The organism is Sporomusa rhizae, assembly GCF_041428845.1.
Taxonomy (GTDB): domain Bacteria; phylum Bacillota; class Negativicutes; order Sporomusales; family Sporomusaceae; genus Sporomusa; species Sporomusa rhizae.
Window position 1 is genome coordinate 2,935,170 of the sequence record NZ_CP156925.1, and the last position, 26,433, is coordinate 2,961,602.

18 protein-coding genes, 7 tRNA genes and 2 rRNA genes are annotated in these 26,433 nt (G+C 43.2%); 2 read left to right on the forward strand and 25 right to left on the reverse strand.

Features of this window, described 5'->3' with window-relative positions:
* Window positions 1-9: 9 nt before the first annotated feature.
* The 9 genes from dnaK to gpr form a co-directional block, all read right to left on the reverse strand.
* Window positions 10-1,851, reverse strand: coding sequence for a molecular chaperone DnaK (gene dnaK, locus SRRS_RS13850; RefSeq protein WP_371361355.1), 1,842 nt, complete (start codon window positions 1,849-1,851; stop codon window positions 10-12).
* Window positions 1,852-1,878: 27 nt separating this feature from the next.
* The gene (gene grpE, locus SRRS_RS13855; protein WP_371361356.1) at window positions 1,879-2,433 is read right to left on the reverse strand and encodes a nucleotide exchange factor GrpE; all 555 of its coding nucleotides are present in this window, start codon (window positions 2,431-2,433) and stop codon (window positions 1,879-1,881) included.
* Between the two features lie 19 nt (window positions 2,434-2,452).
* Complete coding sequence (locus SRRS_RS13860; protein ID WP_371361358.1) at window positions 2,453-4,036, reverse strand: TCP-1/cpn60 chaperonin family protein; 1,584 nt, start codon at window positions 4,034-4,036, stop codon at window positions 2,453-2,455.
* Between the two features lie 14 nt (window positions 4,037-4,050).
* The gene (hrcA, locus tag SRRS_RS13865) at window positions 4,051-5,079 is read right to left on the reverse strand and encodes a heat-inducible transcriptional repressor HrcA (RefSeq protein WP_371361360.1); all 1,029 of its coding nucleotides are present in this window, start codon (window positions 5,077-5,079) and stop codon (window positions 4,051-4,053) included.
* A gap of 113 nt (window positions 5,080-5,192) precedes the next feature.
* Window positions 5,193-6,332 (reverse strand): radical SAM family heme chaperone HemW, encoded by a 1,140-nt coding sequence (gene hemW, locus SRRS_RS13870; RefSeq protein ID WP_371361361.1) that lies wholly within the window; start codon window positions 6,330-6,332, stop codon window positions 5,193-5,195.
* A 13-nt stretch (window positions 6,333-6,345) separates the two neighbouring features.
* On the reverse strand, window positions 6,346-8,142 hold the full coding sequence (lepA, locus tag SRRS_RS13875) for a translation elongation factor 4 (protein ID WP_371361363.1): 1,797 nt from the start codon (window positions 8,140-8,142) through the stop codon (window positions 6,346-6,348).
* A gap of 90 nt (window positions 8,143-8,232) precedes the next feature.
* Window positions 8,233-8,733, reverse strand: coding sequence for a hypothetical protein (locus tag SRRS_RS13880; RefSeq protein WP_371361364.1), 501 nt, complete (start codon window positions 8,731-8,733; stop codon window positions 8,233-8,235).
* Between the two features lie 20 nt (window positions 8,734-8,753).
* Window positions 8,754-9,857, reverse strand: a complete 1,104-nt coding sequence (gene spoIIP / locus SRRS_RS13885) for a stage II sporulation protein P (RefSeq protein WP_371361366.1) — start codon at window positions 9,855-9,857, stop codon at window positions 8,754-8,756.
* Window positions 9,858-9,966: 109 nt separating this feature from the next.
* Window positions 9,967-10,938, reverse strand: a complete 972-nt coding sequence (gpr, locus tag SRRS_RS13890) for a GPR endopeptidase (RefSeq protein WP_371361368.1) — start codon at window positions 10,936-10,938, stop codon at window positions 9,967-9,969.
* Between the two features lie 149 nt (window positions 10,939-11,087).
* Between gpr and rpsT the strand changes: the two genes are divergently transcribed.
* The gene (gene rpsT, locus SRRS_RS13895) at window positions 11,088-11,360 is read left to right on the forward strand and encodes a 30S ribosomal protein S20 (protein ID WP_371361369.1); all 273 of its coding nucleotides are present in this window, start codon (window positions 11,088-11,090) and stop codon (window positions 11,358-11,360) included.
* Window positions 11,361-11,402: 42 nt separating this feature from the next.
* Here rpsT and holA read toward each other — a convergent pair whose 3' ends face one another.
* The 3 genes from holA to SRRS_RS13910 are packed head-to-tail and all read right to left on the reverse strand — an operon-like array spanning window position 11,403 to window position 15,453.
* The gene (holA, locus tag SRRS_RS13900; RefSeq protein WP_371361371.1) at window positions 11,403-12,443 is read right to left on the reverse strand and encodes a DNA polymerase III subunit delta; all 1,041 of its coding nucleotides are present in this window, start codon (window positions 12,441-12,443) and stop codon (window positions 11,403-11,405) included.
* Window positions 12,444-12,463: 20 nt separating this feature from the next.
* Window positions 12,464-14,839: a DNA internalization-related competence protein ComEC/Rec2 gene (locus tag SRRS_RS13905; protein WP_371361373.1), complete on the reverse strand. Its 2,376-nt coding sequence runs from the start codon at window positions 14,837-14,839 to the stop codon at window positions 12,464-12,466.
* A gap of 11 nt (window positions 14,840-14,850) precedes the next feature.
* On the reverse strand, window positions 14,851-15,453 hold the full coding sequence (locus SRRS_RS13910) for a helix-hairpin-helix domain-containing protein (protein WP_371361375.1): 603 nt from the start codon (window positions 15,451-15,453) through the stop codon (window positions 14,851-14,853).
* Window positions 15,454-15,617: 164 nt separating this feature from the next.
* On the opposite strand from SRRS_RS13910, the gene SRRS_RS13915 reads away from it, so the two are divergent.
* Window positions 15,618-16,040: a HutP family protein gene (locus tag SRRS_RS13915; protein WP_371361376.1), complete on the forward strand. Its 423-nt coding sequence runs from the start codon at window positions 15,618-15,620 to the stop codon at window positions 16,038-16,040.
* Between the two features lie 363 nt (window positions 16,041-16,403).
* Here the strand turns inward: SRRS_RS13915 and SRRS_RS13920 are convergent.
* The 13 genes from SRRS_RS13920 to SRRS_RS13980 all read right to left on the reverse strand — a co-directional run bounded on the left by SRRS_RS13920 (window position 16,404) and on the right by SRRS_RS13980 (window position 26,418).
* Window positions 16,404-19,828: ribosomal RNA gene (locus tag SRRS_RS13920) — 23S ribosomal RNA — on the reverse strand.
* 509 nt (window positions 19,829-20,337) lie between these two features.
* Window positions 20,338-20,413: transfer RNA gene (locus SRRS_RS13925), tRNA-Ala, on the reverse strand.
* A 78-nt stretch (window positions 20,414-20,491) separates the two neighbouring features.
* Window positions 20,492-20,568: transfer RNA gene (locus SRRS_RS13930), tRNA-Ile, on the reverse strand.
* 357 nt (window positions 20,569-20,925) lie between these two features.
* Window positions 20,926-22,560, reverse strand: a 16S ribosomal RNA gene (locus SRRS_RS13935).
* The 16S and 23S rRNA genes sit together here with 2 tRNA genes alongside, the layout of an rRNA operon.
* Before the next feature lie 624 nt (window positions 22,561-23,184).
* Window positions 23,185-23,643, reverse strand: coding sequence for a hypothetical protein (locus tag SRRS_RS13940; protein WP_371361377.1), 459 nt, complete (start codon window positions 23,641-23,643; stop codon window positions 23,185-23,187).
* A 148-nt stretch (window positions 23,644-23,791) separates the two neighbouring features.
* Complete coding sequence (locus SRRS_RS13945) at window positions 23,792-24,694, reverse strand: DUF1848 domain-containing protein (protein ID WP_371361378.1); 903 nt, start codon at window positions 24,692-24,694, stop codon at window positions 23,792-23,794.
* Between the two features lie 78 nt (window positions 24,695-24,772).
* Window positions 24,773-24,861, reverse strand: a tRNA-Leu gene (locus SRRS_RS13950).
* Between the two features lie 44 nt (window positions 24,862-24,905).
* Window positions 24,906-24,980: transfer RNA gene (locus SRRS_RS13955), tRNA-Cys, on the reverse strand.
* Window positions 24,981-24,987: 7 nt separating this feature from the next.
* Window positions 24,988-25,062 (reverse strand) — tRNA-Gly (locus tag SRRS_RS13960).
* A 6-nt stretch (window positions 25,063-25,068) separates the two neighbouring features.
* Window positions 25,069-25,144: transfer RNA gene (locus tag SRRS_RS13965), tRNA-Phe, on the reverse strand.
* A gap of 4 nt (window positions 25,145-25,148) precedes the next feature.
* Window positions 25,149-25,225, reverse strand: a tRNA-Asp gene (locus SRRS_RS13970).
* Window positions 25,226-25,358: 133 nt separating this feature from the next.
* Entirely contained in the window at window positions 25,359-25,721 is a 363-nt protein-coding gene (locus SRRS_RS13975; RefSeq protein WP_371361380.1) for a response regulator, read from the reverse strand.
* 31 nt (window positions 25,722-25,752) lie between these two features.
* Window positions 25,753-26,418 (reverse strand): hypothetical protein, encoded by a 666-nt coding sequence (locus tag SRRS_RS13980; protein WP_371361382.1) that lies wholly within the window; start codon window positions 26,416-26,418, stop codon window positions 25,753-25,755.
* Window positions 26,419-26,433: the final 15 nt, after the last annotated feature.

Sequence of the window (26,433 nt, forward strand, 5' to 3'; positions counted from 1 at the left end):
CCAAAAAAATTATTTCTTGTCTTCATCCACCACTTTGTATTCAGCGTCAACTACTTTATCGTCATGGGGAGCTCCCTGCGAAGTTTGTTCATTACCAGGCTGAGCACCTTCCGCTTGGGCATTGGCCTGATACATTGCGGAAGATAATTCATAAAGAGGTTTGGTGAGTGCTTCCGTATCAGCTTTAATAGCTTCAAGGTCACTGCCTTTTAATGTTTCTTTCAGCTTATCCGCTGCTTGCTGCACTTTTTCTACCAGTGCTTTGTCAGCTTTATCACCAAACTCTTTAATGGTTTTCTCTGCATTGTATACTAGTGAGTCAGCATTGTTGCGGACTTCTACTTCTTCTTTGCGTTTTTTATCTTCAGCTGCATGTGATTCAGCTTCTTTAACCATTCTTTCGACTTCGGATTTATCAAGACCGCCGGAGGAAGTAATGGTAATCTTTTGCTCTTTGCCTGTACCTAGATCTTTAGCCGATACATGGACAATACCGTTGGCATCAATGTCAAAAGTTACTTCAATGCGCGGTACACCCCGGGGAGCAGGAGGAATTCCTGATAATTCAAAGCGTCCTAAAGTTTTGTTATAGGATGCCATTTCACGTTCGCCTTGCAGTACATGAATGTCAACAGAAGGTTGGTTATCAGCAGCAGTCGAGAAAGTTTGGCTCTTAGAGGTCGGAATAGTAGTATTGCGGTCGATAATTTTGGTAAATACGCCACCTAAGGTCTCAATACCCAAGGAGAGAGGAGTAACGTCAAGCAGCAATACATCTTTAACTTCACCAACAAGTACACCAGCTTGGATAGCTGCCCCAACTGCTACGCATTCGTCAGGATTAACTCCTTTGTGCGGTTCTTTGCCTAAGGACTTTTTAATTGCTTCTTGTACAGCCGGAATACGGGTTGAACCGCCAACAAGAATAACTTTATGAATTTCTTTGGCTGTAAGTCCTGCATCACTTAAAGCCTGACGGGTTGGTCCCATAGTGGCTTCTACAAGATCCGCAGTTAATTCATCAAATTTAGCACGGGACAAATTAAGGTCTAAGTGTTTAGGACCAGTTTGGTCAGCAGTAATGAACGGCAGATTTATATTAGTGGTAAGCACTCCGGAAAGTTCGATTTTTGCTTTTTCAGCAGCCTCTTTCAAACGTTGCATCGCCATACGGTCGCCAGATAAATCAATGCCTTGCTCTTTTTTGAACTCAGCTACTAACCAATTCATAACACGCTCGTCGAAGTCATCGCCGCCAAGACGGTTGTTACCGCTGGTTGCTTTAACTTCAAATACGCCGTCACCTAATTCAAGAATAGAAACGTCAAAGGTACCGCCACCTAAATCAAATACCAGGATGGTGTGGTCATCGCCTTTATCCATACCATAAGCCAAAGCGGCAGCTGTAGGCTCGTTGATAATTCTTAGTACTTCCAGACCGGCTATTGCGCCGGCGTCTTTGGTTGCTTGGCGCTGACTGTCTGAAAAGTATGCAGGAACAGTAATTACTGCTTGGTTTACGGATTCTCCCAAATAAGCTTCGGCATCGGCTTTAAGCTTCTGCAGAATCATAGCGGAAATTTCTTGTGGAGTATAGTCTTTTCCTTCAATGTTCACTTTATAGTTTGTTCCCATGTGCCGTTTAATCGAGCTAACGGTACCATCAGGATTAGATACTGCTTGACGTTTTGCAATTTGTCCGATTAAGCGCTCACCATTTTTCGAAAAACCTACTACCGAAGGGGTAATTCGACTGCCTTCTGGATTCGGAATAACAACAGGCTCCCCGCCTTCCATTACAGATACACAGGAATTTGTTGTGCCAAGGTCAATACCAATTACTTTTGCCATCGTTAATTTCCTCCTTATATAACCTTATTAATTGCCTACTACTTTTACCATACTTGGACGAACTACCCGTCCATTAACTTTGTAACCTTTTTGCAATTCTTCGATAATCATACCTTCAGGTTGATTGGCATCTTCCACTCGCATAACGGCTTCATGCTGGGTAGGATCAAAGATATTCCCAACAGCATTTATTGACTCTACTCCTAATTGAGAAAGCGCGTTATTAAGTTGGCGGAATATCATTTGCACCCCAGTAGCCAAAGTCTCGACATCTGTCGCAGTAGTGGCAGTTGCCCTTTCAAAATTATCAACAACAGGTAACAATTCACATATAATTCGTTCAGCCACTATATTTGATAATTCTTCTTTCTCTTGTCTGGTACGCCGCCGGAAGTTATCAAAATCGGCTTGCAGCCGCTTATACCTGTCACTCATTTCATCAAGCAACTGGCTTTTTTCGTTTAATGCGGTTATAAATTGATTTACCTCATCCGGACTAAAGCATACTTCAGGATTACTATCATTTACAGTTTCGGCATTTAAATTTTCCTGAACTGCCTCAGTTTGTTCTTTTTCTGCCACTTACTCCACCTCCGCTATATTAAAAGTCAGGCATTCCACTTTCTGAACCGCCCGCCTTCTGGGCATTAGCGCCTTCTTCTTTTTTCTTTATAATTGTATCAATACGCAAAATAGCTACAGCTACCTCGCCGGCCGCCTTAATGGCATGCAGTTTTACCGGAACAGGATCAATAACCCCACGTTCCAACAGGTCAATTACTTCGCCACTATCACAATCAACACCAAGTGAATCAAGGTTTTGCGCTGCTTGGGCAGTAATTACATCTTCTACTTTTTCCAGTGGATTAAAACCTGCATTTTCTACAATTTGCGATAACGGTTGCTTCAAAGCGTGCGAAACGCAATCAAGACCGTAAGCAGCCATTCCTTTTAGATTTTCCCGGTATTTGCCTACTTCACGCGTCATGGCGATTTCAATCGAACCGCCTCCGGGTACGTAACCTCCTTTTACAGCCGCCTGTACGCTGGATGCTGCATCTTTAGCGATGCGTTCACGCTCCCCTACCACTTCTTCGGTGGCAGCACCGACAAGAATTGTTGCCATCGGCTTACCATTACCGCCGATAACGCGTACTTGCTCGAGTTTTTCATCCTGATAAACTTTTTCGGCGGCACCCAAGTATTTTTCAATATCAGCCAATTCTTTTTTCAGTCCGGTGCGTTTAATCATTCGTGCACCGGTATGGTCTGCTACCCGGCGTAGATCTTTGGAAGATACGCGTTCTATAACCATGATATTAGCGTCTGTAAGGATTTCTTCTGCAGCACTATGTACGCCACGGTCAACCATAACAATGTTAATGCCAAGGTCTACAATTTTTTGAACATTCTTCTTAAACTCATCTTGAAGATCAATATACCGTTTAAATCCGGCTTCTGTGCTTAATGCCTCATCTTCAATTTCTTCAGGTTCAAGGGCATCGTCAATAAGCAGAAGTTTAGCATTAAGTATTTCATCAGGCATTTCCTGGGTCATGCGTTCTTGATCAACAATTACACCCATAAATACTTCATTACTAGCGCCCGCTTCCGCAGTAATAATTTCAGACAGTCTAAAATTATACTCATTTAGTTTTTCTACACCAATGAGTTTAGCTGCCTCTACAACTAAATCGGCGATATCCTCATGTTCACGCCCCGCAATCATAGCAATACTGCGAAGTATGGGATCATCAATCTCAGTAATAGTGCGAGCACGTTCTTTTACACTGTCAAGAACCTTGGCAACACCGTATTTAATGCCTTCTATAACGCGGGCAACAGGGACACCGCGCATAACTTGATTTACACCCTCTGATACTAGGCTGCCAGCCATAATCGTGGTAGTGGTTGTACCATCTCCCACCTCTGCCTGCTGAGCCTTGGCCGTATTAATTAACATTTTGGCAGCCGGATGGTTGACATCCATTTTGTCTAAAATTGTAACACCGTCATTAGTAATAATTACTTCGCCAAAACGGTCCACCAACATTGTATCAAGACCTTTTGGACCTATCGTACCTTCAACAGCAGCAGTAATTGCCCGCACTGCATTAGCGTTAGTTAACAGAGCCGCCAGTCTTTCATCAACATCAGCGCCACTGCCTGCTTGCTTCAAATTCATGGATTTCCTCCCACCTATAAAACTTTATACTTATTCAGGATTTCACCTAAATGGCGTTGCATAAATTTAAGAACAGACATCGTTTTGCCATATTCCATCCGTGTAGGGCCGAGCACAGCAACAGTTCCTACTACCTGACCATCAATACGGTATGTTGCCTGAACAACACTGCAGTCATGAATACCAGTATATTTATTTTCTTGACCTATTGTAACAACAACACCATCACTATTAGCCATGTGAAGAATGTCGCATAAAAGCCGGTCTTCTTCCAGCATGGATAGTAGTCCCTGGACTTTATCAACATCCCGGAATTCTGGTTGATTCAGCATTTGTGTTGTACCGCCAAGATAAATTTTTTCATTTTTCTCAGTAGCAAGAACATGTTTGAGCAGACTAACAGCCCGTTCATATAATTGTGGATCAGGTAAAATGTCATTTTGAATATCCTGGAGCATGGGTGTTGTTATCCGCTCAACTGCCAATCCCCCTAAACGGGAATTTATCGCAGCAGCTACGCGGCCTAAGTCATCGTGACTAAGCCCCTCGGGGATTTCGATTATTTTATTTTCTAAAAGGCCGGTATCTGTAACAATAACAACAATCGACCGGCGCTCGTCAAGCGGCAGAAACTGCAGGTATTTAAACATGCATTGGGACACTTGTGGTGCCAGCACCATTGAAACATTCCGTGTCATTCGTGAAAGAATTTTTGCGGTTTCCTGAAAAACTTCGTCAATTCTGCGCGCTTTGGTTTGATACCAATTATCAATTATTTGTATATCTCTTTCAGAAATTTGCGGAGGTGCCAGTAAACAGTCAACATAAAATCGATAGCCTTTAACCGATGGAATTCTACCCGCTGAAGTATGCGGTTGTTCAAGATAACCCAAAAGTTCTAAATCGGCCATTTCATTACGGATGGTGGCAGGACTTATACCTAAATTATACTTACGGGCAATTGTTCGCGAGCCGACCGGTTCGGCGGTAGATATATAATCATCAATAATGGCTTGTAAGATTTGTTGCTTTCTTTCATCCATATCGACTCCACCTCCTTGTTGTTAGCACTCATACCAGTCGAGTGCTAACACCTACTAAAAAAATACCACTCATTGGGTGTAATGTCAAGATAGTAAAGGCTCATCTGCTGGAGTTAATCTGGTAAAAAACTTCTAAATACAATATTACCAAACTTCATACCTTTTTCAGTCAGCCATACTTGCTTTTTATCTGTTGCTATCAAGCTTTGGTTTTCAAGTTTTTCGCAAGTAATGCCAAAATGCTCAAAAAAATCAGTTTCAAATTGCTGGCTAAAATCACACACAACCATTCCCCGGGTAGTTCGCAGTGCTAAAAAAATATATTCAGCCATCGACTGACCTGGAGTCAGGATATCACGCATAACAATTGGCGAACGGCCTCCCGCTATAGCACTTATATATTCTTGGACGCTAGCCGTTGAACTTATGCGCTGCCCATGGGAGAATGAGTGCGCGGCACAGCCAAGTCCCAAATATGGTTGATAACGCCAATATTTCAGATTATGCCGGCATTCCCTGCCGGTAAAAGCAAAATTGGATATTTCATACCTGAATAAACCTTGTGCAGGTAAAAAGCTTGTCATTAAATCATACATTGCTTCTTCTTCTGTTTCGTCAGGCAGCTCAAGCTCGCCCCGTTCGTAGGCCAAGGCTAGCGGAGTTTCTTCTTCCAACTTAAGTCCATACACCGAAATATGCTGGATAGGTAATGCTGCCGCCTGTTTAAGATCTGCGGCAAAGCCTGACAAGGTCTGTCCCGGCAATCCATACATTAAATCAATACTAATAGTATTAAACCCAACAGCTTGAGCATATTCCAAAGCAGTCATACTGTCATACAGGGTATGAATCCGCCCCAAACGTCTAAGTAACTCATTATTAAAAGACTGGACTCCAAAGCTTACTCTGTTTATACCTGCAGTTTTCAAGCGTGCCAACTGCGTTAGCGTCACTGTACCAGGGTTGGCTTCCATGCTGATTTCGGCTTTGTCCTCAATGGTAAAACTACTATAAAGACTTCTTAGTATCTGTTCCATTGATTCAGCAGGCAACAGGCTTGGTGTTCCGCCGCCAATATAAACTGTGTCAACTACAGGCTTACATAACATACCGCCTTGTTCAGCAATCTGCTGACACAAGGCGGTAGTATAGGCCACAAACAGATGTTCCAGACCCGTATAAGAAGAAAAATCGCAATACAAACATTTTTGTTTGCAAAAGGGAATATGAACATATAGGCCAAGCTTACTCATACTATCCCTACCGCTAATCCATCTTCAATATTGCCATAAAGGCTTCTTGAGGAACTTCGACGCTGCCAACTTGTTTCATACGCTTCTTGCCTTCTTTTTGCTTTTCGAGCAGTTTACGTTTACGGGTAATATCGCCGCCGTAGCATTTAGCAAGTACGTCCTTACGCATAGCGCGCACGGTTTCTCTAGCAATTACCTTGTTCCCAACGGCAGCCTGAATAGGAATTTCGAACATTTGTTTAGGGATAATACCTTTCAATTTTTCTGCAAGCAGCCGCCCCCGTTGTGTTGCCCGGTCTTTATGAACAATGACACTAAGAGCGTCAACCGGATCGCCATTTAGTAATATATCTAATTTAACGAGAGCTGAAGTTTGGTAGCCAGATAATTCGTAGTCAAGCGAAGCATAACCGCGGGTCGATGATTTTAGCTTGTCAAAATAATCGAAAATAATCTCGCTCAGCGGCAAATGATATGTCAACATGACTCTGTTTGTATCTACATACTTCATATCCTTAAATTCACCGCGTTTATCTTGCGATAGTTCCATAACAGCGCCTACAAAATCATTAGGAACCATGACAGTAGCTCTTACATATGGCTCTTCAATGTATTCAATTTCTTGAGTAGTGGGGAGTTTTGACGGATTCTCAATCTCAATAACCTCACCATCTGTTCTGAATACACGATAAATTACACTTGGCGCAGTGGTAATCAACGTTAAGTTGTACTCTCGTTCCAGGCGTTCCTGAATAACATCCATATGCAAGAGTCCCAGGAATCCGCAACGAAAGCCAAAACCTAGAGCAATCGAAGTCTCAGGCTCAAACACCAAAGATGCGTCATTAAGCTGCAATTTTTCCAATGCGTCACGCAGATTCTCGTAGTCGGAACTGTCAACCGGATAAAGGCCGCAGTATACCATCGGGGTAATTTTCCTATAACCGGGAAGCGGCTCTTTAACTGGCCGGTCTGCGGAAGTAATTGTGTCGCCTACTCTGGTGTCTTTTACGTTTTTAATGCTTGCGGCAACAAAACCTACCTGTCCAGGGCCTAATTGGTCAATATTGGCCAGATATGGCTTGAATACCCCTACTTCTGTTACATCAAAAATTTTATTAGTTGCCATCATTTTAATTTTCATCCCTGGCTTAATACAGCCATTCATTACCCGTACATAGGCAATAACGCCCTTGTACGAATCAAAATGAGAATCAAAAATTAGCGCACTTAAAGGTTCATCCATGTTTCCTTTTGGTGGTGGAACTTTTTTTACAATGGCTTCCAAGATTTCTTCGATGCCAATACCGGTTTTTGCGCTAGATAGAACAGCATCCGAGGTATCAAGACCAATAACTTCCTCGATTTCATGTTTAACCCTTTCCGGCTCAGCACTAGGTAAATCAATTTTATTAATTACCGGAACAATTTCAAGGTCATGCTCAAGGGCTAGATAAACATTGGCCAGTGTTTGAGCTTCAATACCTTGCGCGGCATCAACGACTAATAGCGCTCCCTCGCATGCCGCCAAACTGCGTGAAACCTCATACGTAAAGTCAACGTGTCCCGGAGTATCAATAAGGTTAAGCATGTAACTTTCGCCATCTTTTGCTGTATATGACAATCTGACAGCCTGCGCTTTGATTGTAATGCCACGCTCGCGCTCAAGTTCCATCTGGTCTAACACTTGGTCTTCCATTTCCCGGGCAGAGAGAGCGCCTGTATACTCCAACAATCGGTCTGCAAGGGTGGACTTGCCATGGTCGATGTGAGCGATTATAGAAAAATTGCGTATATGTCCTGTATCCATCTAACTGGGGCTCCTCCCTGGTATAATTAATAAATGTATTTTTACATATTTCTATAAATTATACCATCTGCCGCCCGCTAACTGCAAGCTTTACCGAATTTCGCGAAGGTATTCATTAAGCTCTTCATTAGCATGCTGAATTTGAACTCTCACATTTTGGAGAATGGCCTCCGCATAAGGTCTGGCTTGATTCCAATACGCAGTGGCTGTTGTTTTTGCCGCAAACGCTTCAGCAATGAACTGTCGGCGCCATATGTCCACCCAATACCATAAACGGGAACCATCAAGTCCAATCTTGGTAGGAAAAGTTACAGTATAATCCGCAATTGCTAACCGAACACTGGCTTCTTCTATCGATATGCTGCCCAACGGATATATTTTCCCCAGATTTAAACCATAACCAAAAGCATAGGCTGAATATACGTGTTCCTGATTGCGGCCAAGATAAAAAAAACGCTCTTGTTCAGGTCGTTGAGTTAGCGTCCCCAACTGGTGTTCGGCAACTCCGACACCAATCATCACGATTGCTAATAATATGAGTAAACCACGGGCAATGAGTCCAATATCACCTGTTGGCACCCGTTCAAACACGCTCTTCCTCCTAACTATAACTACCGGCTTTCAGCAAGTATTTCAGCCAGTACACCACCCAAGATTTCCATACTACGCACAGCTTCTTCCTTGCTGCTTTCTTGAGATCCTACTTCAATTAAAAGAGCCCGCGGATGAAGGTGCTGGTTATATCGCCATTCGACTAATTGTATCCCTCGACATAACCCTGGATACTTAGCATTTAATTTGGCATCAATCAATTTGGCAAAGGCATGATTTTGCTGCCAATGCGGCTGTGGCAAGTCTTGCTGGCCGGTAGCTACAACTATCGTGATTTTCGCTACTTGTACACCATTGATATTGGCGGTTACGTTTTGCCGTTTATCGGCATCCCTATGAATGTCAAAGAGCATCTGGATTGAAGGGTTATCGGCAAGCATTTGTTGTGCTGTTACCTCTGAAGGGCCATATGCTTTCATAAAGCTCGGATAATCGTGAATATTGGTACTTTGAATGGCGTTTACGCCATCTTTCTCTAATTGCTTAACTAAAGCAGCCCCTACATCAACAATATCACCACGTTGGCCACCTGGACGATGCGCTACCCCTGAATTAGGTACAAAAGCTTCCGCGGTGTGTGTATGGTATATACCTACTAAGGGTTTATCGTTATTTTGCATTATTTTGCTGTCAAATTTGGGGAAATTGGGTAATGTGGCCGCACTAACCGTAGGTGTACCAGTTTTTTTGAAGGCCATCATAAACGGAATTTCTTGAGAAAAAAGTGATCTAAGATCTTTGAAATCAATCCCGGAAAGTAATAATACCATTTTATGAGCGAAGTTTTCGGCATTAAGCTCCGGAGTTATTTTTACTGCACTTTGGATCTGGGTCGTTTGTGACAAACCAGGTATGCCCTGGAAAAGAACATCTTTACCACTTGGCCATAAAGACGGTAAATATTGGTGATTATAGGCAGACCCGCTTACAGGGACCGCACTGCTTGTCAGATTAATATAGGTACCGAAAAATAATCCACCGCCAACCAAAATCATTAAAGCAATAGAAATTATGCTAAAAACGTTAGAGGTGTTTGAAAATCGCAGGAAAGCATACCGAAAAGTTTTTTTGGAGCTTTGTTTTCGCTCTTTTCTTGTTACCATCGCCGCCTCCGCCAGACCACCGTATTGGTTGTCCCTCCGCTATTATTGTTTACATACAATGTATATGCTTGGCAGCGAAATGATATTACATTTTATCCGGACTAGCTCATTAATGTAAATACATATGAATATTTTCATAATCAATGTTAGGATGCATGGCTTGGTTAATTCCACCGGCCACAACAGCCGCAATATCTTCAATCAATCTGTCTACTTCTTTAGGCGTAACCATAAGGTCACCAAGCATTTCCGGCAAGACCTGACGAATAATAGTGTGGCGGTCCTGATCTGACAGGTTAGCCATACTTTTGAAATATCGGGCAAAAGCAGCATGTTCCTGAAGCGTATTCAAAGTATCCATAGCAATGGTGGAAGCATGTACAACGGTGGGAACACCAATAGCAATAACAGGTACGCCTAAAGATGCTTGAGTAATGCCAAAGCGTTTGTTACCTACACCTGATCCTGGATGGATACCAGTATTAGCTAACTGAACAGTTGTAATCACCCGCTGACTGGAAGCTGCCGCTAATGCATCTATGGCAATTACCAGGTTAGGCTTGATATTGCTAACAATTCCTTGAATAATTTCGGCGGTCTCCATACCGGTTATTCCAAGTACACCCGGAGCAATAGCGCATATCGAGCGTACACCGCCTTTTAACTCTGGCGAGAGCATTTCCTGTAAATGGCGGGTAACAACAATTTTATGTGTCGCCCTTGGTCCTAGTGCATCTGGGGTAACGTTCCAGTTACCAAGCCCAACTATCAGTACCGTTGCATTTCGTGGCAAATTAACCATCCCAGCCAATTCAGAGGCTAAGAGATTCATAATTTTTTCTTGCAGCGGAGTATTTTTATACCGCAGCCCTGGGGCTTCTATTGTGATATAGCGCCCTTTGGCCTTTCCCATCATTCGTTCAGCTTCAGGAGTAGTAACATTTACGCGAGTTATGATTACATCATCATCTGCACTTGTCTCCACCAGCACACCAGGAACGTCTTCGCGCACTTGTTTAGTCAACATTTCGCGCGCCTCTAAGGCAAGATCAGTTCTCACCGTGTTAAAATTTTGATCCATAAATTAACCTCCTGTATACCAATTGTTTCAGACCTATCTTATCCGGAAAAAAAGGTAGCTATACAATTATAATAGGTATTTATTGCTTGCTTTTTCCTGGAGAGCATGCTAAAATAGTTCAGTAATATGTACATAAGGAGGTGAATTACTTGCCAAATATTAAAGCATCTGAGCGTAGCGTAAAAACTGACGCTGAACGGCGTGCCCGCAATTATTCGGTAAGATCAGCGATTAAAACTTCTACTCGTAAGTTGGATGAAGCTGTACGCACCGGTAAAGCAGATGAGGCCAAGAACCTCCTGACTAATGCCGCAAGCGTTATTGACAAAGCAGCCGCCAAGGGCGTTATTCATAAAAATGCCGCAGCTCGTAAGAAGTCTCGTTTAGCTCGTAAAGCTAATGCAGTTCAACAAGCTCAATAATAATTGAAACCCTGTTCACTAAAAGTGGACAGGGTTTTCGTTTTAATCGCACAGTTCAATTATTATTTTTTCTAATACTACTGGACCAGTCCTGCTCATTTTTAAATCGCGGTCAGCACTCGCCAAGTTCAACATAGCTGATTTTAATTTATCTTCCGAAAATCCCCGGCTTTGCCTTCCTAATTTTTCGCCAATAAACCCGGGAACTTTAAAAAACTCTGCTATTTCCCGGCTGCCATATCCCTTATTTCCGAGTTCTTTAGCTTGCCATAACTGCCTTACCTGCCGTGCTAACAGCGCCAATATCCTTACCGGATGTTCTCCTGCAGTCAATTGTTCGCGTAGAAGTGCAATTGCTTGACTTGTTTGCTTTTGACTTAGTGCTTCAACCATAGCGAAGATAGATACTTCTGGAACAGACGATAAAATTTGCATCAAATCCTGGCTGCTAATATTCTGTTTCCCTGCTGTATATAAGATCAATTTCTCTAATTCATTATTTATAAAATCAAGAGATACCTGCGGCATCATACTAACCGCTGTCAGTAAATGCTCCTGCGCGTCAGGAGCCATTCGTATTTTGAGCTCTTTTAGGCGTTCTACAAGCCATCCCCTTAGCTCCTTTCCCTTAAGCGGTGCTGCTTCAAATACTATTCCGTTTTTCTCAATAGCTTTATACAGTTTTCGCCGTTTGTCAGGTTTTTCTGAGGTATTAAACACCACAAGACTATAAGAAGGCATGCTGCTAAATAAATTAATCAGCCGGTCCATTACTGGATCCGCCTTATCCTGTGATTCATTGCTGCTACTCTTGCGACCGGCACTAAATAGCGCAGTGTTGCGAACCAAAATTAAGTTTTTTTCGCCTAAGAACGGCGCTGTTTCTATTATATTTATTAATTCTTCAATGGATGGGTCAGTTTCAAAAATGATAAGGTTCATGTCTCTGTCTTCCGGTGGTACTACTGCGGTAATAAGCCGCTTCTCAATCTGCCGCAGATAGTAATTCTCTTCGCCGTGCAAAAGGTATATAGAAGCTAATTCATTGCGGCTAATTGCCGCACATATTGCTTTGTAATCCATATTTCACCATTCTTATCAGTTTATTTAATATAAGTATCGACATCCAGTTTCTTACCATTTGATTTAAATATTACAGCTCCGTGCATGTCTGTACGGTAGATTGTAGTTTTCCCTGCTTCAAGACGCTTTAAAGTTTCAGGATGAGGATGACCAAACCTGTTTGCATATCCTACAGAAATAACGGCAAAGTGGGGGCTAACAGCTTGCAAAAAGGGTGCCGTCGTAGACGTTTTAGAGCCATGATGCCCTACTTTCAGCACAGTACAAGGTTTAACATCATTATCCAGTAATAATTTCTCTCCTTTTTCCTCTAAATCCCCTGTTATAAGAAAACTATGCTGCCCATAGGTTACTCTAATTACGTTGGAAACTTCGTTACTAGAAGCAGCTTGATCTTTCTCAATAGTAGCAATAGCTTGCTCAATATAAACTACAGCACCATCAAGCTCGAACGTCTGGCCTGTTGAGGTAGGTATAATGACCATATCGGATCTGGCACGAATAAGCGCTTGCACTGCAGGTGTGTACTGTTCCTGTGGCAGCATGAGATGCTTGACGTTAACTTTACTCGCAACACCTGCCGCACCTCCCGCATGATCCTGGTGACCGTGAGTCAAAATCAGGTAATCAATTGTTGTCACACCGTAATGCTTGATATAAGGAACGACTACCCTCTCACCAATGTCAAAATTGGAACCACTAAAACTGCCGCCAGTATCTATTAAAACTGCTCTGCCATGTGGAGTAATAATTAATGAAGCATCGCCTTGTCCAACATCAATAAAATGTACTGTCAGCGGTTGAGGATATCCTCCGTAAAATACAAACATCCCAGTCAGTATTACGACTATAAGTATACAGTTTTTTGGCCATTGTACATACAGTTGTTTAGGTCCTGGCACCGCAAAAGGCCTCCAGCCGTACACCCAAGCTACTAAAAGATAGAAAACTATACTTGCGCCTAATCCCATTGTCGGTATATAGATTGAGCTATACGGTACTTCAGCTAAAAATCTTGTAAACATAATGATACAGCCTATTAAAAGGCTGCTAACAACAAAGATAATATTGCCAGCAACAGGAATTGCCATATAAATAATTACGCCGGCCAAACCAAGCAATATCACTAGTTCAACGATAGGTAAAACAAGTATGTTTGCCGCAAAACTAATCAAAGAGAAATTATTAAAATACCATGCAATGAGTGGTATTACCCCTATTTGAGCACTTAGGGTAACCGCTAATGGTCCAGCCAGCCAATCAGGTAATCTAGATAAATATTCTACTGTTGGACGATATAAAAATACCAGCCCGGCAGTAGCACCAAATGATAGTTGAAAACTAATATCAAACAGCAGCAAGGGCTGATAAATAAGCATGCCCAAGGCTGTTATGGATAAGGCCGTCGGCGCATAGCTCTCCCTTTCGAATACTACTGCCAGCAGACTGATCAACCCCATAATTGCTGAACGTATCACCGGTGGAGTGAGACCGCTCATAACGGCGTACAGAGTAATCAGGAGCGCCGCTAAGCTTGCGGTTACTAAAGAACTCAAACGTAAACGTCCGCATATCCATCGTATCAAGCCAGCGACAAGCGCGATATGTGCTCCCGATACAGATAAAATGTGAATTAAGCCTGTTGCAGCGAAATCATTAACTACACTTTTATTTATGTTTTGATAACCGCCAAAAAGTAAGGCCGTTATAATCCCAGCATCGTTTAAGGGCATTACTCTTTGAAATGCTTTAATAATTCCCTCACGCCAGCTGGCAAGCGTTTCCTGCCAGGAGACGCCCTTAAGTAACCCGATAACTGTGCTATCCTGCTCTTGAACTGCCATCCTGGCAGTAATTTTCTCGCGTCTAAGAGACGTCGTCATATCTATCTGCCCGGGGTTGTTATAACCATGCAATTCTAGAACTTTTCCATGAACAACTAGGTTATCCCCATAAGAGGCGACTTTACAATTGTCGCTTTTATATTGAATACTTAGCCGTAGACGGCCGCTGCTCTTGATAAATTCCTTTGTTCTTTCTTGCTTAACTTTTTCGACTCTGATTACATATCGTACCCGCTTATTCTCCCCATCCGATTCCATTATTTCAGGAACAGCATCCACTATTCCTTCTATTTTCACTGTCTTTCCCACGAAATTACTAATATCGTCAGGTTGTATTATACTATCTTGACTAAAATAAATCATTCCCACAATAAAAAACAGGCCGACAATCGGCCAAAAACTATATTGGAAATTATTTCTAATACGCCATAGGGCAATTGCCCCCAGCGTGGCAGCTAAAATAATAAGCGTGGGAATATGCCAATTATATTGTTCTGCTTGCCAAATACCAGCCGCAAAAGCAGTACTGGCAAAGACAATAATATTATTCAAAATACCCATAGCTATAACGATATTTTATCTTTGAATTGGTTATATTTTGATTCACCAATCCCTGGAACCTTTTTTAATTCGGAGATATCTTTAAACTGTCCGTTGTTTGTCCGGTATTCAATAATTCGTTCAGCTAATGACGGCCCAATACCCGGGAGCTTATCCAAATCGGCTTTTGAGCCCATGTTTATACTTATTTTATCATCTTGGCTGCCGCTATGGCTAGGGTTGCTCGTCGAATTTGCAGTAGTAGCGGCAGGTACTGCCGCATAAGGAACATTAATATGCATTTCATCTTTAGTAAGTAAAGCCAAATTAATTTTTGCAGCATCTGCCCCTGGAGCAAAACCGCCGGCTAAAGTAACTGCATCAACTACCCGGCTCCCTTGTATCAGCTTATATACACCCGGCTTATTAACCCCACCACTAACATAAACAACAACTTCTACATCAGTATTTGTCGTGTTACTTGCCGACGGTGCATCGGCAGGAGAATTTATGGTGTTCAACTCTTGGGGGTCCGAACCTTTTTGAATAAAACTATAAAAGCTATAGGCTAACATCCCGCATGCTAACCCAATAATAATTATAAGCTTCTTTTGCAGAATTTCCATTGGTCTATCCCACCCAAATACTTTTTCAGTATATTTCAACATAGTAAATCAAAATCCTGCAAGAAATTTCATTTTCTGGAAACAAGCTTACATATATCACCATTGACATTATTTGGGCCGGTGATTACCATTATATTGAATACAGTCATAGGGAGACTTTGATAATGAGTGAAATAACCAGTATAGCAGTCGGACGAGCTGCTTTGCGAATGGCAATCAGTGAATCCAGACAGGAAGAGCATGATACCCGCCACATCTTTGCAAAACAGAACATACAAACGGTAGCTGTTGACTTTGGTGGGGAATTTATTACTTCCGTAAAGAAAATCATTGAACGGGCTGTTGTAGCAGCCCAACGTCAAAACCTAGTGCCTTCCAACCACATTGGTGAAGGCGCGGTTGCCGGAGCTGTACACGCAGCTTTAGAGCAAATCGTACCAAAAGCATTAGGACTTAACGTTGGCGGTAAGATTGGCATTGCTCGTCATGGCGAACATCTTTGTGTGGCTGTCTATTTTGGAGTAGGTGTACTGAATCTAAATGAAGTCGCCGTAGGACTTGCTCATCGTTCGTTACCTTTGGAATAATTTATTGGATATACAAGAACAGAGTACCATTATCGGTACTCTGTTCTTTTTAAGCAGAGAACTAAGTTATTAGGAGCGCCAGCGATAAGCAGAGAGCCGAGTTATTAGGAGCGCCAGCGACGCTAGAACTTGTGTGAATCGCTTAGTTCCAAGCGGAGCGCGGAACTTCCTTATAATTGTTCCCCCCTAAATACCACTCTTGCATAAGGTTTTATTATTCCTATATCAAAATTTTTCCGCATCTAACCAATAAAAATAAAAAACACCCACAAAGTGAGTGTCATGTTCCCTAAAAACTCCACAGAAGTTAAGCATACGCATTAGATATATATACAATGTTTGCACATGTGCAAACGAGGTATTTAAGTCAAGTCCTCGGCCTATTAGTACCAGTCAGCTGAGTGGATTGCGCCACTTACACATCTGGCCTATCAACCTTGTCATCTACAAGGGGCCTTACTTCTTTCGAATGACAGACCTCATCTTAAGGCTGGTTTCACGCTTAGATGCTTTCAGCGTTTATCCTTTCCGGACGTAGCTACCCAGCTGTACTCCTGGCGGAATAACTGGTACACCATTGGTCCGTCCACTCCGGTCCTCTCGTACTAGGAGCAGTTCCCTTCAAGTCTCTTACGCCCGCGATGGATAGGGACCGAACTGTCTCACGACGTTCTGAACCCAGCTCACGTACCACTTTAATGGGCGAACAGCCCAACCCTTGGGACCTACTTCAGCCCCAGGATGTGATGAGCCGACATCGAGGTGCCAAACCTCCCCGTCGATATGGACTCTTGGGAGAGATTAGCCTGTTATCCCCAGGGTAGCTTTTATCCGTTGAGCGATGGCCCTTCCACTCGGTACCACCGGATCACTAAGCCCGACTTTCGTCCCTGCTCGTCTTGTCTGACTCGCAGTCAAGCTCCCTTCTGCCTTTACACTCTTCGCGCGATTTCCATCCGCGCTGAGGGAACCTTTGGGCGCCTCCGTTACTCTTTCGGAGGCGACCGCCCCAGTCAAACTGCCCGCCTGATACTGTCCCGAAGGTCGTTACTCTTTCGGTTAGAACTCCAGTAAATAAAGGGTGGTATCCCAACATCGACTCCAACAAGACTTGCGTCCTATCTTCTAAGTCTCCCACCTATCCTGTACATCATTTACCAAAACTCAATGTCAGGTTGCAGTAAAGCTCCATGGGGTCTTTCTGTCCAGTCGCGGGTAACCTGCATCTTCACAGGTATTTCAATTTCACCGGGTCCCTCGTTGAGACAGTGCCCAAGTCGTTACACCTTTCGTGCGGGTCGGAACTTACCCGACAAGGAATTTCGCTACCTTAGGACCGTTATAGTTACGGCCGCCGTTTACCGGGGCTTCAATTCACAGCTTCGATTGCTCTAACCGCTCCTCTTAACCTTCCGGCACCGGGCAGGTGTCAGCACCTATACGTCAGCTTTCGCTTTAGCAGGCACCTGTGTTTGTGGTAAACAGTCGCTTGGGCCTCTTTTTTGCAACTCTTTTCCGCTTCGATCGTTTCTAATCTACACGGTGTAAAAGCTCCCCTTTTCCCGAAGTTACGGGGACATTTTGCCGAGTTCCTTAACGAGGGTTCTCCCGCGCACCTTAGGATTCTCTCCCCGCCTACCTGTGTCGGTTTACGGTACGGGCACCTAATTTCTCACTAGAAGCTTTTCTCGACAGTGTGGGATCAATGAATTCGCCGTTATCTCTAACAGCTATCTGTCACTCCTCAGGCTTTTCACAGAGCGGATTTGCCTACTCTGCACCCTACAAGCTTCGACGCGAATTTCCATCCTCGCGCTCATCTACCCTGCTGTGTCACTCCATTGCTCAAACGATTTTAGGTGGTACTGGACTTTTAACCAGTTGTCCATCGCCTACGCATTTACGCCTCGGCTTAGGTCCCGACTTACTCTGAGCGGACGATCCTTCCTCAGAAATCCTTAGGCTTTCGGTGGACAAGATTCTCACTTGTCTTTTCGCTACTCATACCGGCATTCTCACTTCTTATCAGTCCACATGTCCTTTCGGTCATGCTTCTACCCAATAAGAACGCTCCCCTACCCCTCTCGACAGTCGATTTACGATTTCCGACTTTCGCTATTGCATGGCCTGTATAAACTTCGTAATTTGTCTACCTAAATGGTCATATGAATCCTTCAATTCATCATACTCTTGGCCAATATATCCAAGATCTTTAACCATTTCCAGTAATACTTGCATTTCATTACAAGAAGCCTAATGCGTTTATCAAAAATGATTTAAAATCATTTTGATGTATTTTTCGTCCATACCCTTCCGCTATATTTAGCGCTACGGAAATGGCCGCTCTACGCATTTGGCTGCCTAGTTCATACGTTTCATGTTTTGGAAATGTGAGTGTCAATCTATGAATTCTTAGTGATACATCATATGATTTCTGATATATCGCTAAGTCTTTATAGCCAGACATATTTTCACACTCCTATCGAATGTCGAACGTCAAAAATCGACTGTCGAAAAGCCATAGCTTCGGTTCCGTGCTTTAGCCCCGGACATCTTCGGCGCACAATCTCTCGACCAGTGAGCTATTACGCACTCTTTAAATGGTGGCTGCTTCTAAGCCAACATCCTGGTTGTTTCGGAAATTCCACATCCTTTGCCACTTAGCACGGCATTTGGGACCTTAGCTGATGGTCTGGGCTGTTTCCCTCTTGACTACGGATCTTATCACTCGCAGTCTGACTCCCAGGTTAAAGTATAGCCATTCGCAGTTTGACAAGGTTCAGTAACCAATATGGCCCCTAGCCCTATCAGAGCTCTACCGTCTATACTCATTACCTGAGGCTAGCCCTAAAGCTATTTCGGGGAGAACCAGCTATCTCCGCGTTCGATTGGCATTTCACCCCTATCCACATCTCATCCCAAAGCTTTTCAACGCTCACGGGTTCGGTCCTCCACGCATTTTTACCTGCGCTTCAACCTGGACATGGATAGATCACTGCGGTTTCGGGTCTACAATAACTAACTCTCGCCCTATTTAGACTCGCTTTCGCTTCGGCTCCGTGTTTTCCACTTAACCTCGCTAGTTACTGTAACTCGCCGGTTCATTCTTCAATAGGCACGCCGTCGACCACATAAGGGTCTTCGACTGCTTGTAGACATACGGTTTCAGGTTCTCTTTCACTCCCCTCCCGGGGTGCTTTTCACCTTTCCCTCACGGTACTATGCGCTATCGGTCGCCAAGGAGTATTTTGCCTTGGAGGGTGGTCCCCCCTGCTTCCCACAGGGTTCCTCGTGTCCCGTGGTACTCTGGATTCTGACCATTAGGCTCTGTCTTTCGCTTACAGGGCTTTTACCTTCTGCGGCCTACCTTTCCAGGTAGTTCGACTAGACCTGGCCTAACTTTTGTCAGTCCTCAACCCCCTGCTCGACATTCGACCTTCGACTTTAGACTTTCGATAGGGTTTGACAGACTTTCGTCTCCCTTCGAATGTCGCATGTCGAAAATCCAATGTCGAACAGGGTTTGGGCTCTTCCCTGTTCGCTCGCCGCTACTTAGGGAATCTCGTTTGATTACTTTTCCTCCGGGTACTTAGATGTTTCAGTTCCCCGGGTGCCCTCCTCATGCGTAATTGCATGGGTGACGGTGCATTACCACCGCCGGGTTCCCCCATTCGGACATTCATGGATCAATGCCTGCTTGCGGCTTCCCATGACTTTTCGCAGCTTACCGCGTCCTTCTTCGGCTCTTGGCGCCTAGGCATCCACCGTATGCCCTTACTAACTTGACTTAATTACGGCAGTTTATTGCACGTCATCTGCGTCGTTGGTCCTCAAAGTGTTTGCTTACGTACTTACCAGTACGCGCGCGGCTCACTTCTCCGGTCCGCCTAGCAGCTAACGCACACTAAACAGCCTAAGCCGTTACATAGCTTACGTTTTGCCTTCAGTATATCCTAATTGCGCGTAAAGAACTTCTCATATTTATATATGAGGCATTACTTTACTTTTGCTTTCTTCTGTGCAGTTTTCAAAGAACATTATAAATTGATGAACACGTATGTGTTCATCAAAACCAGCAACTTCCTAATCTCCCAGGCCGTTTCCAACCAAGTACCTTCGGCGTTTATGGGCTTAACTACTGTGTTCGGTATGCGGAACAGGTCAAACGTCTTATCGCCATTTGATATTTACTATCTCATGACTTCGACGAAGTCTCTAGTTATTACATAGAACACGCAGTGTAAAATTCAAAGGTACGTCAGTACCTTCCTTCCCACAGCTATCGTCACTGGATAATTGGTGGAGACGAGCGGGATCGAACCGCTGACCCCCTGCTTGCAAGGCAGGTGCTCTCCCAGCTGAGCTACGCCCCCAGATTTCGTTATTAGATTTTCGACTATCGATTTTCGATAATTAACGAATGTCGCATATCGTACATCGAATATCGAAAATGGTGGGCCTAAGTGGACTTGAACCACTGACCTCACGCTTATCAGGCGTGCGCTCTAACCAGCTGAGCTATAGGCCCGGAAATTCCGGCTGTATGGAAACTCGCCCTCGCTGTGTTGCTTAGCGATACTCGCTTATGACAGCCTCAAGAGAATTTTACACACTCTCTACCCTCAACCCCCACTACGAACGTTGCAACCCGTTAACGCAGTTTTGTCGAAGTATATTTAATGAGCATTCCCTCAAAACCAAACAATGTAAGAGATACTACAGCCACCGCCGTTCTATCGAATCAATTTATACTAATTCAGTACTTACATACCGTCGCAGTATTATTCTCGATTCAATGTGCGGATGGTGCGTCTAGTATCGTAATGCTTGCCAAATGTACCGACCTGGAAGTAGTTCAGTTGTTACACCGAACAGTTCTCCCTAGAAAGGAGGTGATCCAGCCGCACCTTCCGATACGGCTACCTTGTTACGACTTCACCCCAATCATCGGCCCCACCTTAGACGGCTGACCCCGGTTCGACATTCGACCTTCGACTTTTGACTTTCGTAGGTTTTTCTTCCCTTTCGAATATCGTATGTCGAAAATCCAATGTCGAATCGGTTATCCCACCGGCTTCGGGTGTTTCCAACTTTCGTGGTGTGACGGGCGGTGTGTACAAGGCCCGGGAACGTATTCACCGCAGTATGCTGACCTGCGATTACTAGCGATTCCGACTTCACGGAGGCGAGTTGCAGCCTCCGATCCGAACTGAGAGCTTGTTTATGCGTTTGGCTTACCTTCGCAGGCTTGCTTCGCTTTGTTTAAGCCCATTGTAGTACGTGTGTAGCCCAGGACATAAGGGGCATGATGACTTGACGTCATCCCCGCCTTCCTCCGCATTGTCTGCGGCAGTCTCCTTTGAGTTCCCACCTTTACGCGCTGGCAACAAAGGATAAGGGTTGCGCTCGTTGCGGGACTTAACCCAACATCTCACGACACGAGCTGACGACAGCCATGCACCACCTGTTTTTGTGTCCCCGAAGGGAGGAACTTATCTCTAAGTTTTTCACTCAATGTCAAGCCCTGGTAAGGTTCTTCGCGTTGCGTCGAATTAAACCACATACTCCACCGCTTGTGCGGGCCCCCGTCAATTCCTTTGAGTTTCAACCTTGCGGCCGTACTCCCCAGGCGGGGTACTTATTGCGTTAACTCCGGCACAGGAGGGGTCGATACCTCCTACACCTAGTACCCATCGTTTACGGCTAGGACTACCGGGGTATCTAATCCCGTTCGCTCCCCTAGCTTTCGCGCCTCAGTGTCAGACACAGTCCAGAAAGTCGCCTTCGCCACTGGTGTTCCTCCCAATATCTACGCATTTCACCGCTACACTGGGAATTCCACTTTCCTCTCCTGCACTCAAGATCCCCAGTTTCCTGCGCCTATACGGGGTTGAGCCCCGCACTTAGACACACGACTTAAGAATCCACCTACACGCCCTTTACGCCCAATAATTCCGGACAACGCTTGCCACCTACGTATTACCGCGGCTGCTGGCACGTAGTTAGCCGTGGCTTCCTCCTTTGGTACCGTCATTACTTTAGATTATTTACCCAAAGCACGTTCGTCCCAAACGACAGAGTTTTACGATCCGAAAACCTTCTTCACTCACGCGGCGTTGCTCCGTCAGACTTTCGTCCATTGCGGAAGATTCCCCACTGCTGCCTCCCGTAGGAGTCTGGGCCGTGTCTCAGTCCCAGTGTGGCCGTTCATCCTCTCAGACCGGCTACTGATCGTCGCCTTGGTGAGCCTTTACCTCACCAACTAGCTAATCAGACGCAGACCCATCTCTAAACGATAGCTTACATGTAGAGGCCATCTTTCTTATCTTTATCATGCGATAAAGATACCACATTCGGTATTAGCACCACTTTCGCGGTGTTGTCCCCATTTTAGAGGCAGGTTATCTACGCGTTACTCACCCGTTCGCCACTAGGAGTTACAAGTAACTCCCCGTTCGACTTGCATGTGTTAGGCACGCCGCCAGCGTTCGTCCTGAGCCAGGATCAAACTCTCCATAAAATTGTATGCCGTCTATATGCCTTATTGCTATTTGCCGGCTGCTATCTAGATAAGCAGATAAACTACTATATCAGAAGAGACAGGCAGAAGTTCAAAGTCATATTTGACTTCATTATTATGGAGCCATTTGTTGGCTCATAAATTCAAAAAAAGAATTGTTTTGTGTGCTCAATGAGCACCGCACATCTGGCTTTCCGTACATTGTATTGAGGCGCCATAACACGACGGCCTATACAGCCATGCATATTATGAAGCTCATACGATAGTACGCTGATGCATTACTTACATTGTTCAGTTTTCAGGGAACGTTTTGTTGTTGCCGCGTTTTCAGCGGCGACAGTTATATATGCTATCACGTTAATTTTAACGTGTCAACAACTACTTTAGAGTTTAATTTTGCCATTTTTGAAACAAATTGTAATCAAAACTGACGACTTTTATATAATATCATATGGATATTAATTATGTCAACAAGCGTTTTTCTGTTTTATACATTGAAATATAAATTTTAAAATCTATATAATTCTGTATTACATATAAGCCATTTCGCATGGTTTTAGAAGCATTAATCTTTTCATAAAAAGAGGAGCTTCTCATTTGTTCAATGAAAGCTCCTCTTAGTTTTTATTGGATAGTTCTAAACAATTGTGCTAATACTTGATATTTCGCGTCACGAAAAACTTGATCATAGTCAACAATGTACCATTCATTATCAATTTTTTCTAAGCCCACTGGCTTAATAGTTAGACTAATAGAGTTTTGTTGCTGCATCGTAGCAACAACTGCTGCATAATTTCCTTGCACAGCAACTTTTTTCACAGAAAGCAGATTATAATTTTGGATGGATGAACTACTTTGTCCTGTTACAAATTTAAGCACTGTCCGGGTATTGCCAGTAGATGCCGGCGACACATATGATGCAGCTTCATTCATTCTATTTCCTTTTGCCGCATCAAAGAAATTATGTACCACTTGTTCCGAGGATAAACCCGACACTCGCTTGAATGTAGACCCACCACCGCAACCAGCGGTAACTAACAAGGCCAGACAAAGCATTGCGACTAAAAATAACTTGTTTCTCATAGGTTAGGTACTCCTTTCACTTCATCTAACATTATGGTAACAAGAGACATGATTATTGTATCATACAATTAGCACAAATTATATACCAATTTTATGTTAATTATTGACATCACTAAGTCAAAAATATTAATAAAAATCTAACATCCTATTACAAATTAACATCATAATATCCCAGCAGCGATGGAGATTCCGGTTTATGTTTCTTGTGGTTATTGCTGCCGGCAAAATAGCTACCCGCATAACAATAACAGCATCCATGCAGGCATGTATCGTAAAAGCCAATATCTTTACTCTTTATACAGCCACATTCCGGTCGTTGATACTTATCTTTTTGCTTTTCGATATCCAAATTAAATACTTTTTTTATATACTTATCGTCTACACACTTATTTGGCAATACATTGAATCCTTTTAAATCAATTCGTTCAGCACAGCTAAAAATTTCCATATCGTTGTTACACGCAATAGCTACCATCTTTTTAATCATCTCACCAAATTCGGGTAAAGTATAGTTTGTGCCCAGACAAATTCCTTGCTTTTGTAGTTTTCGAAAATTATAAGTTGCTTTACGGTATTCATCAACAATACTAATAACCACTCGCTTAGTAAAACCTCGTAATTCTTCCGCAATCTTAGCAAATTTTGATAAATGATATTCATAAGGAGTTAGATTACTAATGATAATCGGATCATATCTCCAGATTACTTTCTCATATTCTAACTTTGCTGATAATTGTTTAAAATCTTCTATTCGTTGAGGAAGAACGGGTAAATTAGGTTCAAAAGATACCGGATAATCATTTACTGTATATTGAAAATAATAGCGATACCCCCGACTGTCTAGCTTTTGCAAGCTTTTAAATATAGGGGCGGCATTTTTTGTCCAAAAAACAATAACATCTACATCACCAGGAAGAAGTGATACATATGATATTTGCTTGCTATTAAAAGGATTAACAACAGTACAATATCCGGCCTCAATTCTGTTCATAAACCATGTCGGAAAGAAAGCAGGTATATCTGTTCTTCTACTAGCACATATAATCATCATAAACCCCGCTGTACTTTTATTTTAATATACTATATAACGAAAGAGACTTCGCAATATGCGAAGTCTCTTTCTACCTACTGGTGCCGAGGACCGGAATCGAACCGGTACGGGTGTTACCACCCGACGGATTTTAAGTCCGTTGCGTCTGCCAGTTCCGCCACCCCGGCATGGGGTATAAATAAAAACCACTAAATGTGGCTTCTACTTTTTATGGAGGCGGCACCCAGATTTGAACTGGGGGATAAAGGTTTTGCAGACCTCTGCCTTACCACTTGGCTATGCCGCCATAATTATGGAGCGGAAAACGAGATTCGAACTCGCGACCCTCGCCTTGGCAAGGCGATGCTCTACCGCTGAGCTACTTCCGCTTTAAATGGTGCCTCAGGACAGAATCGAACTGTCGACACGAGGATTTTCAGTCCTCTGCTCTACCGACTGAGCTACCGAGGCATATTGGCGACCCTGAACGGATTTGAACCGTCGATCTCCGCCGTGACAGGGCGGCATGTTAGACCGCTACACCACAGGGCCGCTAGAAACCGCGTAATCCAGTATATCTTAGCCTTTACTTAAAGTCAATAGCCTTTATCGTTAAAGTTAAGTTAGTGATACCAGAACAAATTTTATTATATATCAAGAAAATCAAGTCGTCAAGTGAATATATCTATACAGCTAGTACTTTATTTATAGTTTCTTCTACCTGTTCAGGGTCAAAAGGCTTAATGATAAAACTTGAAGCCCCCGCTTTGAGTGCATCTGTAATAATACTACGCTGACCAATGGCCGTCACCATAATAATACGCGCCAGCGGATCTTCCTCATGAATAAATTTTACGGCCTCAATTCCGTCCATAATCGGCATAGTAATATCCATTGTAACCAAATCAGGTTTGTGGTGTCGATATAACTGAACTGCCTGTTTTCCGTCTCCAGCCTCAGCAACAATTTCATGACCGTTATCTGTTAGCAGCTTTTTTAACATCATACGCATGAATGCAGAATCATCACAAACTAAAATTCTTGACACAAATATACCTCCCAAAATACAATAATCCAAATTATTTTTGCAACTTTAGTCGCAAGCTTTCAAGCGTTTGATGTAATTTCTCAGTTAATCTTCCCTCAAGTTCAGTAAGTGTTTTGGCATCAAAATCAGCGGTCATAATCGGGGTTCGTTTCAACCGAATTTCACTAAAAAACTCATCTCTATATATATTATAGTTTACAGTAAAATTGCTCTCCGTAGCAAAATCACTGTAATCTATTATAACATAAGATCCATTTAATGCCTTAACAGATTCTTGCGGATTTATAAAAAGTTCAAATCCTGATAATTGTTTAGGTAATTGTGATATATATGCCCACTCCATAATTTTTTTTTGGCGGAAGCGAAGGCATAAAGAAGCTGGGTCAAAATTCGCCAAACCTCGTAATGTTCTTTCAAGCCGTTCTTTTAATATTTTTTCGAGCAATACTATGTCACCGGTAATAAAACTTATATCACAGAACTCAGTTAACCCAATCACTATACGAGCTAAAAATTCTTTTGTAGCTTTATCATATAGAATGGAAAAACTCCTGTGCCTTACTGAATTATTATATGTAAAAATGCGATATTGAGACCCACAAGTCATCATTTCACTAATTAATGTGAATCCAAAAAGCTCTTGTGGAACTTTTTGCAAAAAATCCCACTGCGTAACCTGTTCAATTATTTTTTCCATGATTGTTCCTCTCCT